Origin of the sequence: Rhizobium sp. YJ-22 (assembly GCF_029601685.1) — a bacterium.
In the GTDB taxonomy this organism is placed as follows: domain Bacteria; phylum Pseudomonadota; class Alphaproteobacteria; order Rhizobiales; family Rhizobiaceae; genus Metarhizobium.
Genome location: NZ_JARRIR010000004.1, coordinates 62,274 through 73,231, shown reverse-complemented (window position 1 = coordinate 73,231; position 10,958 = coordinate 62,274). Strand labels below are relative to the sequence as shown.

Below are 10,958 nucleotides of genomic sequence, written 5' to 3'. Positions count from 1 at the left end.
AAAGATCGAAAGTGCAAAATCTAATCTTGACAGATTGCGACACGCTTTAGAGATAGTCGAGGTTTATGCCGACGGTGATCGCGCCGATTGGATTGCCCTTGGCGTCGGTGATCGTCATGCTCGCCTGCGATTGCAGCACCTGGGTGGAGTCGTCCTTCTCCGGCTCGTCGATGAACAGCCCATTCGCTCCGGCTTCGAAGGTCTTGCGGAACTTCATCTCGTCGCCCTGCCAGTAATCGCTGCTGATGGTGCTGACAGCGACGTTGAGGCCGCGCGCATCCATCAGGATGATCTCGGTGATGACGCCGGTCGAATCGTCGCTTTTCTGGCGTAGCAGGGCGCTTGCCGGGCTGGAAAGCACACCTTGGATCAGCTTGTATTGGCCGCTGGCGCGCTCCTCGCGCCACAGCCGGTCGAGAAGCTGGATATCTTCGTCGCGCAGCGCCGCATGCAGCGCGTTGTCCTTTTTCAGCGCCGCGAGGATGATCGGATCGTGGATCCAGGGTTTGATGCGGGTCTCGACATACTGCCGGATCAGCGAGACGCGATAATCGTCGGCTGCGCAAGCGGAACCGATGCATGTGGAGAGGAAAAGAGCGAGGAAGGCGGCAGCGCCACGGCGCATGAAAGTCTCCACATGTGAGGGCCCAGGGGCGAGCCCCCGGGGAGCTTGCATTTTTATCCGCGCGAGCCTTTTGCGATCGGCTCCTGATAGGTGAAGCCAAGATCCCAGGGGAAATAGATCCAGGTGTCCTGGCTGACCTCGGTAATGAAGGTGTCGATGGTCGGCACGCCCTTGGGCTTGGCGTAGACGCAGGCGAAATGTGCCTTCGGCATCAGCGTGCGCACTTCCATCGCCGTCTTGCCGGTGTCGGTCAGGTCGTCGACGACCAGCACGCCGTCGCCGTCGTTCTTCATCAGGTCGGGGGAGATGCCTTTCAGCAGGTTCATTTCGCCCTGGTTGACATAGTCGTGGTAGGAGGCGACGCAGACGGTCTCGATCAGGCGGATATTGAGCTCACGCGAGATGATCGCCGTCGGCACAAGGCCGCCGCGGGTGATGCAGACGATCGCGTGAAACTCGCGACCGAGCCCCGCAAGGCGCCAGGCCAGCGCGCGGGCATCACGATGAAATTGATCCCAGGAGACGGGAAAGGCTTTTTCCGGAAGCGACATGACTTTCGACTTTCAGCAAGGCGGCAATGTGGAGGTTACGCCGGGCTTGCCAGCGACCGAGCCGGCGAAACGCCTGCCGTTTGCGGGATGCTCGGGCGGCCAAGACGGCCGGGCCCAGTCCCGAAACCCTGCAAGCTTCCGTTTCGGTCGCAGCAATTAGCGTTATTTTCCTGCCGAAAGCAAGTCGCGTTCGTTCAGCGTGAGAGCAGGGTCAGCGCTGTCATCGATTCCAGCAATGTTTTCGTCGTGCCGCCGAAGAGCATCTGCCACAGCCGCGAATGGGTATAGGCCCCCATGACCAGCAGGTCGATGCTGCTATCCGAGAGACGGTTTTCGATGACCGCCGAGCGCGACATGCCATGCGCCTCGCCAACGGACAGCGTCGCCTTGACGCCGTGCCGTGCCAGCGTGGCAGCGATTTCCGCCCCGGCAATGGCGCCGGTCTGCGTTGCCGTATCGTCGGGATCGACGGTGAAGATCTCCACTTCGTCGGCCTTCTTGAGGAAGGGCAGGGCGTCGAACGTGGCGCGCGTCGCTTCGCGCGAGCCGTTCCAGGCGATCAATACACGCCGGATCGGCTTCGGTTGCGAAAGGATGTTCGGCACCATCAGCACCGGCCGGCCGCTCTCGAACAGGAAGCCGTCGAGGTCGCGAAAACCTTCCGGCGACTTCGGGTCGCCCTGGGCTGCAATGATCAGGTCGGCGCAACGCGCCGTCTCGATGACGCCGGAGGTGTTGTAGCCGGCGCTGGCCAGCAGGCTGCGCCATTCGCCGGTGGCGCCGTTGGCGGCGAGGCGCTGGCGGAACTGCTGCTCGATGGTGAGCGTCTCCTCATGCGCCATGTCCTGCAGCGCCTGGATGGTCACCGGATCGGGGATCTCCATCGGCATCACCACGGGCGTCATCGTCACCGCTTCGGCATGCAGGCCGATCAGGTGGGCATCGCAGGCGTCGGCCAGGAAGATCGCGAAATCGGAGACCTGGCGCGCATAGCGGGGAACGTCGAGAACGGCAACGATGGTCTTGTATGTCATGATGAAATCTCCTCGAACGGCGTTCTGGATGATGCATGAATAATGCTGCTGCGCAAAGCTGCGTTCCTTGATCTGCCGCAAATCACCCGGCCGGCGTACGGTTCTCCGACACGCGTGCGGCGCGGATATTCTCGATCATCGCAGCGACATCGGCAACGGCCGCAGCCAGCGCCGATTCGTCGCGGGCGCGCACCACGATCTCGGTGAAGAAGCCGCTCTCTGTGAATTTGGGGTAGGAACCGATGCTGGTTTCGGGATGCGCCTTCTGGATGGCGGAGAGCGGCGTGCCGATATCGCCTTCGCCGAAGGGGCAGGGGATGGCGCGCGACAGCATGGTCTGGCCATGCCGCAATTGCGGGACGACGCTGTCCAGCATCGCCTGGAACACCTGCGGCACGCCGGCCATGACGAAGACATTGCCGATGGCGAAGCCCGGCGCGGTCGAAACCGGATTGGGGATATGCCGCGCCCCTTCGGGCATGCGCGCCATGCGTTGCCGCGCCTCGGTGAATTCGACGCCGCGACGTTCGTACATGTCGCCGAGCAGCCGCATGGCCTCGGCATCGTGCAGGCAGGGCAGGTTGAAGGCGGCGGAGACGGCATCGGCGGTGATGTCGTCATGCGTCGGGCCGATGCCGCCGGAGGTGAACACATAGGTGTAGCGGGCACGTAGAGCATTCAACGCCTCGACGATCGCTTCCTGCTCGTCGCTGACGATGCGCACTTCCTTGAGGTCGATGCCGGCAAGCGTCAGCACGTCGGCAAGATGGCCGATATTCTTGTCCTTGGTGCGCCCGGAAAGAAGCTCGTCGCCGATGGCGAGCATGGCGGCGGAAACGGCGGTCGGCAGGGTCATGGGTGAGCGTTCCGATTGATGTTGCCGCACCCTAAACCCACGGAAGGAGAATGCAAGCGCGGCGGCCGCAGGAGGACGACGCGGCATCGTCGTTCACTGGAAATGAACAGTGCGTTGCCTGTTGGTCCGAATGCATTTGTCATCGGAGCCTGCTACCAAGACAGGCAGCCAGGCACGATGCAATGGCGGCCTCAGGTTTATGGAGCAAGCAATGGCAAAAGTTCTCGTCCTTTATTACTCGTCGTATGGGCATATCGAAAGCATGGCAAATGCTGTGGCCGAAGGTGCGCGCGCCGGCGGCGCCGAGGTCGCCGTGAAGCGCGTTCCGGAACTTGTGCCGGAAGAGGTTGCCAGGAACTCGCATTTCAAGCTCGACCAGCCCGCGCCGATCGCAACGCCGGACGAACTCGCCGAATACGACGCCATCATTGTCGGCTGCGGCACGCGTTTCGGCACCATGGCCTCGCAGATGCGCAATTTCTGGGACCAGACAGGCGGACTCTGGGCGCAGGGCAAACTGGTCGGCAAGGTCGGCTCGGTCTTCACGTCCTCCGCGACCCAGCATGGCGGCCAGGAATCGACCATCCTCGGCTTCATCCCGACCCTGCTGCACCACGGCCTCGTGGTCGTCGGCCTGCCCTATGCTTTCCAGGGCCAGATGGGCGTCGATGCGGTCAAGGGCGGTTCGCCCTATGGCGCCTCCACGATCACCGATGGCGACGGTTCGCGCCAGCCCTCCGAAGTCGAGCTGCAGGCCGCCCGTTTCCAGGGCGAGCATGTCGCACGGATCGCCGCGAAGCTCGCCGGCTGAGTCTTGGCAATGGCGCGGCACGGCCCGCGCTTCAGACAGAAAAGGCGGCTTTCAAGGCCGCCTTTTTCCTTAAGAATTCAATAGATGCCAAGGCTGTCGGGATCGAAGTTGACGGCCTTGAGCTCCTTGCGGAGCAACGGAACCTGCGCGGCGAAGACACCGCTCGGCTGGTAGGTGCCGTCTGGCTTGTAGATGGTGTCGAAGCCTTGGCTCGTATCGCCGAGCATGCCGGCCGCCTGCGATTGCGCCGAATCGAACAGGTTGCCGTCGAGTTTGGTGTCGCCCATCTTCTGCTTCAGGGCGCCGAAGAAGCCGCTGACGCCGCCGCCATGCTTGGCGCGCTTGTCGGCGAAGGTGCGGCCGACATTGGAAATTGCCTGGCTCGTCCCGGTGCTGGTGAATTCCTTCAGCTTCTGCGAGATGTTGACGATGCCGAGATAGGCGTTGTCCTGCAGCGCCTGCGGAATGTTTCCTTCGATGAACCAATCGTTCAAAAACACCGCCTGCCGCTTCAGGCGGCTCTCGCGGAAGGCATCGACCAGCAGGAAGAAGATTGCCTGGTCCTGAACAAAACGCTGCGTGCAATAGCAATAGAATGTGTGACGGCGTGTCGGCGTATTCGTAAAGCTCTGCAATTTCTGTTTGTCAGCCATCGGACCCTCGGAAAAGTATGAAAAAGCTTTTCTAGCCGATCAGGTTTTAAGAACGTCTAACCGGATTCATTCAGATTACGCGCGCAAGCAATATGCGCCGAAGACGAACAAGCGCGACGGGCGGAGGGCGGCATCGCGTAAGAAAAAATGGTGCGGACGGCGGGGATCGAACCCGCACGGATCGCTCCGAGAGATTTTAAGTCTCTTGCGTCTACCGGTTTCGCCACGTCCGCGTGAGGCTTCTTCTCAAGCACTTATACGCTGTCGTCAAGGCCGGGTTTGCAACTTCGTTTCTCCGTTTCGCGAAATTGGCGGCTGGCATTTTGCACGGCCGACGCTGGTATCACCGGCCAATTTTCAGCGGACCCGCCGCGCCCGTTGAGAATCGGCCGGTCCTGCCGTTAGTCGGGCGTCTGATGCATTCGATCGAGGGGGTTTCCATGCCGTTTAAGTTCCGTCTCGCCGCCGTGGTCGCGCTCGCGATCGCCGCCGGTTGCACGACCACCGAAGAAGCCAACCAGGCTATCCAGTCGCGGTGGATCGGCCAGCCCGCCGATATGTTCTTCGCGCAATACGGGCCGCCGGAAAGCCTCTATCGCATGACCAATGGCGGCAAGGTCTATACCTGGCGCGGCGGCGACAGGACCCGCTACATTCCTGCGCAATACGAACGCGTCGAACAGCCCGTGACCGGGCAGAGCGTCACCACCGAAGTCTCCGCTGATGGCAAGGTCACGAAAACCTCCACCTCCACCTTCGCCGCTTCGGGCCCGGTGCGCCAGCGGATGATCTCGGGGCCGCGCGAGGAGGCGTTGTTTTGCGAAATACAGATCGCCACCGATCCCGCAGACCGTATCCAGACGATACGCGCCTCCAACGATACGGATGGCGAAGGCCTCAGCCTGTCGCGCTGCGCCGAGGTGATGGGCGTCAAACCCTGACCTAGCTCTGCTTTTCCTGGAATCTCTAAGGCTTGAGCGTAAATGGCTGCTCGAAATTCACCGAGCGGCCGCTGCCCGTATCGTTCAGCGTATAGCGCAGCACGTAATCGCCCGGCTGGGCGCCGGTGATGTCGAGCGTCAGGTGGGTGAAGATTTCCTGGTTGCGCACGAAGCCGACGAAGCTGAAATTGCCGAAGGCCTTCTGCGCGGCGAGGACGTCGCCCTTGCTGTCGGCCAGTTCGAAATCGACGGTGAAATTCGTCTGCGTCTTGCCGTCGCCGGTCGTTTTCCAGGTCAGCCCGATCGGCTCGACATAGGTGACCAGCGGCTCGCCGGATCTGAAAACCGAATCGGCGCGCGGCTTATAGATGCCGTAGGCGGTCGGCACGCCGTCGACGAAGGCAGCCTTGCCGATGGTGAGCGGCAGGTTGGCGGCGAAATCGCCAAGCGCTTCGCGCATGATCGTATAGGCGCCGATGGCATCGCCGCTCGCCGCCTTTTCCTCGGCGCGCGCGGCCGCCTCCTGCAACGGCCCGGCCTGGGCTTCTGCTGCGCCGACGACCAGCGCGAGGCCGAGGCAAAGACAGGTCGGCAGGGCGGCTTTTCGCGCAGCAGTCCAAATCATGGAAAATCCCTTTCTCAAGGCCGGGCGAGTGTCATTCTGGTGCAATTTCCAGCGCTTGTGCCAGGCAGGCCGGCTGCCAGCGGCGCAAACGCCGGAAATCTCCGCTTTATGGTGGCATTCATCGCATCATCAAGGCTAAAAGAGTGTGAAGAATGCGAGCGCTTCACGCTTGCACCTGTCGAAAACTGAATCCCGGGGATGACCACCGTGAACCGATCGGATGTGCTGGACGCCGAAGCCGCGATGCGCGCGCTTTTCCCGCCGACACCCTTGCAACTCAACGATTACCTCAGCGCCCGCTATGGCGCCTCCATCTGGCTGAAGCGCGAGGATCTGTCGCCCGTCCGCTCCTACAAGATTCGCGGCGCGTTCAATTTCTTCCGCAAGGCGATCGCCGCCGGCCAGACGGACCGGATTTTCGTCTGCGCCTCCGCCGGCAACCATGCGCAAGGCTTCGCCTTCGTTTGCCGGCATTTCCAGGTGCATGGCGTCGTCTTCATGCCGGTGACCACGCCGCAGCAGAAGATCGACAAGACCCAGGCCTTCGGCGGCCCGTTCATCACCATCCGCCTGCATGGCGACTTCTTCGACCAGTGCTACGATGCCGCCCGCCGGCATGTGGCCGAAACCGACGGCGTCATGGTGCCGCCTTTCGACAACCCCGACATCATCGAGGGGCAGGCGACGGTCGCCGCCGAAATCCTGGACCAGATGCCGGAGGGCGAAAAGCCCGATCTCGTCATCCTGCCGGTCGGCGGCGGCGGCCTTTCCGCCGGGGTGACGGGGTATCTGGAAGGAACGGTGCCGGAGAGCGGCTTTCGCTTCACCGAGCCTGCCGGCGCGCCAAGCCTGAAGCGCAGCCTGGAGGCCGGTCATGTGCTGACCTTGCCCAAGGTCGACAATTTCGTCGATGGCGCCGCCGTCGCCCGTATCGGTGACCTGAACTACGCCGCACTCAGCCGCTTCAAGCCGGAGCAAGTGGTGCTGATTCCCGAGAACGCCATCTGCGTGACGATGATCGAGATGCTGAACGTCGAGGGCGTGGTGCTTGAGCCGGCCGGCGCGCTGTCGATCGCCACGCTCAATGCCCTGCCGCCTGAACTGCTGGCGGGACGCAATATCGTCGCCGTGGTCTCCGGCGGCAATTTCGATTTCGAGCGCCTGCCCGATGTCAAGGAGCGCGCCATGCGATACTCCGGCGTCAAGAAATACTTCATCCTGCGGCTCGCCCAGCGCCCCGGCGCCTTGCGCGATTTCCTCAATCTGCTGGGTCCGGAAGACGATATCGCCCGCTTCGAATATCTGAAGAAGACCGCCCGCAATTTCGGCTCGATCCTGATCGGCATCGAAACCCGCAGGCCGGAAAATTTTGCCGCGCTCGTCGAGCGCTTCGAGGCGGCGGGCCTCGGCTTCGAGGACATCACCGAAAACGAAATCCTGTCCAACCTGATCATCTGAGCCGGGAGCGCCATCCCAAAACAGCTTTTGGGGTGGCCCATGATGTGGTAAGCCGAAATGGTCCGGCCTGTCTGTGCCGGTTTCGGGTGAAGACATGCGAAAACAACAAGATAAGGCGCCTTGCATGAACCCGGTCGAACGCAGCGCGCTTGAGGAGTGAACCCTTGTCCATCCTGTCGAACATCATTTCCCTGTTTTCCGGCGCGCCCGCGCAGGAGAAGGCCGAACCCGCGCCCTCCGCCGAGCCGCAGGCCCATGGCGATTGCACCATCTATCCGCAGCCCATGCGCGAGGGATCGCAGTATCGCCTGGCGGGGCGCATCGAGAAACAGGTGAACGGCGAAACGCTGGTGCGCACCTTCGTGCGCGCCGACGTCTTCACCACCGCGGACGACGCCGTCGAATTCACCCTGCGCAAGGCTCGCCAGATCATCGACCAGAACGGCCCGAGCCTGTTTTCGGATGGCGCCAAGACGCGTCAGGTGTGATCCCCGCCTTTACGGAACGAAAAGGCCGGCAGTGATGCCGGCCTTTTCCATGTCGTGCAAGCGCCCCGCTCAGGCAGCCTGTGCCAGCTCACTGGCGCGGGTGACGGCGGCGGCGATGGATTTTTCAGCCGCTTCCGGGCCGAAGGCCAGGCCTTCGACATAGATCACCTCGACATCGGTAATGCCGATGAAGCCCAGAACGGTCTTCAGATATGGTACGGCGTGGTTCATCGCGGCGGCCGGGCCATCGGAATAGACGCCGCCCGAAGCCAGCACCAGATAGGCCTTCTTGCCGGTGGCGAGGCCAACCGGGCCGTTTTCCGTATAAGTGAAGGTGCGGCCGGCGCGGGCGATATGGTCGATCCAGGCCTTCAGCGACGAATAGATGTTGAAGTTGATCAGGCCTGTGCCGATGACCAGAGTGTCGGCCGCCAGCAATTCATCGACCAGCACGTCGGACACGGCGGCAGCCTTGGCTTCCTCGGCATTGCGCTGGTCGGCCGGCTTGCGGATGGCAGCGGCGAAGACTCCGTCGATATGCGGCAGCGGGTTGCTGACGAGGTCGCGGGTGACCACGGCTTTGCCGGACTGGTCTGCCAGCCTGGTGGCCAGCTCGGTCGCAATGCGGTTGGACTGGGACTCGGCGCCACGCGGGCTGGAAGTGACGAGAAGAATGTTAGACATGACTGAATTCCTTTGCGAATCTCGAATTTGCGGCGCCGGGGCAGGGGAGGCGCGCTGTTCGAGGCAGAAGATAGGTCTGGATTTCCATCGAAAAAACCGGGATAATTTCGAAAGAAGTCATCGATAGATTGGATAGGTCCATGGAAGCCAACCCGACGCTCGATCAGCTCCAGGTTTTCCTTGCCGTGGCGGAAAGCGGTAGTTTTTCCGGCGCTTCGCGCAGTCTCAACCGGGCGCAATCGGTCATCAGCTATACCATCGCCAATCTGGAAGCGCAGTTCGACGTGCCGCTGTTTGAGCGCACCGGCCTGCGCCAGCCGCGCCTGACGGATGCCGGCAAGGCGCTGCTGTCGGATGCCCGCCGCATCGTCGCCGACCTGCAGGTGATGCGCGCCCGCGCCAAGGGATTCAAGCAGGGGCTGGAGGCCGAGGTCAGCCTGGCGATCAGCGTCATGGTGCCGACACATGCGGTGGTCGACGTGCTGCGTGAATTTCGCGATCTGTTTCCCTCGGTCGGCATGCGGCTGAATGTCGGGGAACTCGGCGTGGTCATGGACATGGTGCTGAACGACCAGGCCTCCATCGGCATTGGCGGCGCGGTCGTGCAGCAGCACGATGCGCTACTGGCCGAGCGCATCGGCCATGCTTTCATGATGCCGGTCGCCGCCGCCGATCATCCTCTGGCGCGGCTCCGACGCCCCCTGACCCTCAACGACGTGCGCGAGGAGGTGCAACTGGTCGTCACCGATGCCTCGGACCTGACGAAGGGGCGGGATTTCAACGTGCTGTCCTACAAGATCTGGCGGGTCAGCGACATGGCGACCAAGCATCACCTTATCCGCGGCGGTCTCGGCTGGGGCGGCATACCGGCATCGCTGATCACAGACGACCTGCGCGCCGGCCGGCTGAGGCGACTTGATCTGCCGGCCTACGAGCAGGGCGAATATCCGATCTATGTCGTGCGCAAGCACGCAAATCCGCCCGGCCCGGCCGCCTCCTGGCTGATCCAGACGTTTGGCGAGCGCCTGTCGCGTTGTCCCAATCGCCAGGATTTCGAAACGATGATCGAGGCACAGATGCTGCCGAATGCGGCCGAGGCAGCGGAATAGAAGCACTGGAGCATTTCCAGCCAAAGCGGGATCGCTTCGGCGTTGGACAATGGGCTAAAAACCAAAAAGATGGAGCATCTCCGGTGAACCCGTGTCACCAGAAATGCTTTATGTGCCGCGGCGACCGAAGCTCGGAAGCGCATCCTTGTGAACGAAGCGGAAATAGGATGTCACCTGCGCCCGGGCATTTGAGGTCGGGCTGAAGCGCACGCCGATCCGCCCGCGATTGCACCAACGCACCATGCCCTCGAGATAACCGATCTCGTCGCACTGGATTTTCACCTGGCTGCCGGTCGCGGCATGCAGTGGCGTTTGCAGGTCGAGCGCGATGCCATCGGCCGAAAGATTGACGACGCGGCCTTCGACCTCCTGCAAACCATAGCGGATTTTCCCAACGATCCGCGCCGCCTTGCGCGTCGATTTCCGGGTTTCCATATTGATACGGCCTTTGATCACGACTTCCCCCATGCTGATGTCCGAAGCCATCAGTCTAGGCGGGAAAGCTTCATGCGGGCTTTGCGCGATCGCTTCAATTCGAACGAAATGCGTCTTCTCGAGCCGCATTACAACCCGACATTCGGCCGGTCGATAATCTCACGCAGCGCGAAGGACGAGTTGATCTTTACCACATGAGGCAGCGCCGACAGCCAGTCGCGATGGATGCGCTCGTAATCTTCCAGATCCTTGGCAGCGACACGCAGGATATAGTCATATTCCCCCGACATCAGGTAGCAGACGAGGATGTTGGGACACTTCTTCACCGCCGCCTCGAATTCCTGCAATGTCTTGGCGAACTGGCCGCTCAGCGAGATATGCACGATGACGATCATCTTGTAGTCCAGCGCCTTGTTGGACAGCCGAGCGTGGTAGCCGCTGATGACGCCGGATTTTTCCAGGATATCGACCCGGCGCGAGCAGGCCGAGGGCGACAGCCCCACCTTGGCGGCGAGGTCTGCATTCGACATGCGGCCGTTCTGCTGCAGAATCCGCAGGATCGCAGCATCTATGGTATCGAGGTTCGACATTGATGGATTCGTCTGAAATTTCGCTGAGATACGCAAGAATATTCGAAGATCGCGCCGTTGGCAAAGCCTCTTTGCAAGGACATTGCGGTTCTTTTCTG

General features: G+C 61.9%; 14 protein-coding genes and 1 tRNA gene. 5 read left to right on the top strand and 10 right to left on the bottom strand.

The features are described 5' to 3' along the window. Window positions 1-46 precede the first annotated feature (46 nt). From P7F60_RS10905 to P7F60_RS10890, 4 genes are all read right to left on the bottom strand, one after another. On the bottom strand, window positions 47-625 hold the full coding sequence (locus P7F60_RS10905) for a PDC sensor domain-containing protein (RefSeq protein WP_277917761.1): 579 nt from the start codon (window positions 623-625) through the stop codon (window positions 47-49). A 53-nt stretch (window positions 626-678) separates the two neighbouring features. Further along, a complete protein-coding gene (gene gpt, locus P7F60_RS10900) occupies window positions 679-1,176 on the bottom strand; it encodes a xanthine phosphoribosyltransferase (RefSeq protein ID WP_277917760.1) in 498 nt (165 codons plus the stop codon). 194 nt (window positions 1,177-1,370) lie between these two features. Further along, window positions 1,371-2,210, bottom strand: coding sequence for a universal stress protein (locus P7F60_RS10895; protein WP_277917759.1), 840 nt, complete (start codon window positions 2,208-2,210; stop codon window positions 1,371-1,373). An 82-nt stretch (window positions 2,211-2,292) separates the two neighbouring features. Beyond that, the gene (locus P7F60_RS10890; RefSeq protein WP_277917758.1) at window positions 2,293-3,066 is read right to left on the bottom strand and encodes a competence/damage-inducible protein A; all 774 of its coding nucleotides are present in this window, start codon (window positions 3,064-3,066) and stop codon (window positions 2,293-2,295) included. 211 nt (window positions 3,067-3,277) lie between these two features. On the opposite strand from P7F60_RS10890, the gene wrbA reads away from it, so the two are divergent. Next, a complete protein-coding gene (gene wrbA / locus P7F60_RS10885; protein WP_277917757.1) occupies window positions 3,278-3,877 on the top strand; it encodes an NAD(P)H:quinone oxidoreductase type IV in 600 nt (199 codons plus the stop codon). Window positions 3,878-3,954: 77 nt separating this feature from the next. On the opposite strand, the gene P7F60_RS10880 is transcribed toward wrbA, so the two are convergent. Both P7F60_RS10880 and P7F60_RS10875 read right to left on the bottom strand, forming a co-directional pair. Further along, on the bottom strand, window positions 3,955-4,530 hold the full coding sequence (locus P7F60_RS10880; protein WP_277917756.1) for a hypothetical protein: 576 nt from the start codon (window positions 4,528-4,530) through the stop codon (window positions 3,955-3,957). Between the two features lie 148 nt (window positions 4,531-4,678). Then, window positions 4,679-4,763: transfer RNA gene (locus tag P7F60_RS10875), tRNA-Leu, on the bottom strand. Between the two features lie 207 nt (window positions 4,764-4,970). On the opposite strand from P7F60_RS10875, the gene P7F60_RS10870 reads away from it, so the two are divergent. After that, window positions 4,971-5,471, top strand: a complete 501-nt coding sequence (locus P7F60_RS10870) for a hypothetical protein (protein WP_277917755.1) — start codon at window positions 4,971-4,973, stop codon at window positions 5,469-5,471. A 25-nt stretch (window positions 5,472-5,496) separates the two neighbouring features. On the opposite strand, the gene P7F60_RS10865 is transcribed toward P7F60_RS10870, so the two are convergent. After that, window positions 5,497-6,096, bottom strand: a complete 600-nt coding sequence (locus tag P7F60_RS10865) for a hypothetical protein (protein ID WP_277917754.1) — start codon at window positions 6,094-6,096, stop codon at window positions 5,497-5,499. Between the two features lie 207 nt (window positions 6,097-6,303). On the opposite strand from P7F60_RS10865, the gene ilvA reads away from it, so the two are divergent. Then, entirely contained in the window at window positions 6,304-7,554 is a 1,251-nt protein-coding gene (gene ilvA / locus P7F60_RS10860; RefSeq protein WP_277917753.1) for a threonine ammonia-lyase, read from the top strand. Between the two features lie 164 nt (window positions 7,555-7,718). Then, window positions 7,719-8,042, top strand: coding sequence for an HlyU family transcriptional regulator (locus tag P7F60_RS10855; protein ID WP_277917752.1), 324 nt, complete (start codon window positions 7,719-7,721; stop codon window positions 8,040-8,042). 69 nt (window positions 8,043-8,111) lie between these two features. Here the strand turns inward: P7F60_RS10855 and P7F60_RS10850 are convergent, their stop codons facing one another. Beyond that, window positions 8,112-8,726, bottom strand: a complete 615-nt coding sequence (locus tag P7F60_RS10850) for an FMN-dependent NADH-azoreductase (protein ID WP_277917751.1) — start codon at window positions 8,724-8,726, stop codon at window positions 8,112-8,114. A gap of 140 nt (window positions 8,727-8,866) precedes the next feature. On the opposite strand from P7F60_RS10850, the gene P7F60_RS10845 reads away from it, so the two are divergent. Beyond that, window positions 8,867-9,835 (top strand): LysR family transcriptional regulator, encoded by a 969-nt coding sequence (locus P7F60_RS10845; RefSeq protein WP_277917750.1) that lies wholly within the window; start codon window positions 8,867-8,869, stop codon window positions 9,833-9,835. Between the two features lie 108 nt (window positions 9,836-9,943). On the opposite strand, the gene P7F60_RS10840 is transcribed toward P7F60_RS10845, so the two are convergent. Both P7F60_RS10840 and P7F60_RS10835 read right to left on the bottom strand, forming a co-directional pair. Then, a complete protein-coding gene (locus tag P7F60_RS10840; RefSeq protein WP_277917749.1) occupies window positions 9,944-10,303 on the bottom strand; it encodes a PilZ domain-containing protein in 360 nt (119 codons plus the stop codon). Between the two features lie 95 nt (window positions 10,304-10,398). Further along, window positions 10,399-10,860 carry an Lrp/AsnC family transcriptional regulator gene (locus P7F60_RS10835; protein WP_277917748.1) on the bottom strand — a complete coding sequence of 154 codons (462 nt, stop codon included), beginning with the start codon at window positions 10,858-10,860 and terminating at the stop codon, window positions 10,399-10,401. Window positions 10,861-10,958 lie beyond the last annotated feature (98 nt).

Bases quoted from the DNA above. Each gene is read 5' to 3' on its own strand.
- P7F60_RS10865 (WP_277917754.1), bottom strand. From the start codon at position 6,096: ATGATTTGGACTGCTGCGCGAAAAGCCGCCCTGCCGACCTGTCTTTGC.
- wrbA (WP_277917757.1), top strand. From the start codon at position 3,278: ATGGCAAAAGTTCTCGTCCTTTATTACTCGTCGTATGGGCATATCGAA.
- gpt (WP_277917760.1), bottom strand. From the start codon at position 1,176: ATGTCGCTTCCGGAAAAAGCCTTTCCCGTCTCCTGGGATCAATTTCAT.
- P7F60_RS10905 (WP_277917761.1), bottom strand. From the start codon at position 625: ATGCGCCGTGGCGCTGCCGCCTTCCTCGCTCTTTTCCTCTCCACATGC.
- P7F60_RS10895 (WP_277917759.1), bottom strand. From the start codon at position 2,210: ATGACATACAAGACCATCGTTGCCGTTCTCGACGTTCCCCGCTATGCG.
- P7F60_RS10840 (WP_277917749.1), bottom strand. From the start codon at position 10,303: ATGGGGGAAGTCGTGATCAAAGGCCGTATCAATATGGAAACCCGGAAA.
- P7F60_RS10890 (WP_277917758.1), bottom strand. From the start codon at position 3,066: ATGACCCTGCCGACCGCCGTTTCCGCCGCCATGCTCGCCATCGGCGAC.
- P7F60_RS10850 (WP_277917751.1), bottom strand. From the start codon at position 8,726: ATGTCTAACATTCTTCTCGTCACTTCCAGCCCGCGTGGCGCCGAGTCC.
- P7F60_RS10870 (WP_277917755.1), top strand. From the start codon at position 4,971: ATGCCGTTTAAGTTCCGTCTCGCCGCCGTGGTCGCGCTCGCGATCGCC.
- P7F60_RS10845 (WP_277917750.1), top strand. From the start codon at position 8,867: ATGGAAGCCAACCCGACGCTCGATCAGCTCCAGGTTTTCCTTGCCGTG.
- P7F60_RS10835 (WP_277917748.1), bottom strand. From the start codon at position 10,860: ATGTCGAACCTCGATACCATAGATGCTGCGATCCTGCGGATTCTGCAG.
- P7F60_RS10880 (WP_277917756.1), bottom strand. From the start codon at position 4,530: ATGGCTGACAAACAGAAATTGCAGAGCTTTACGAATACGCCGACACGC.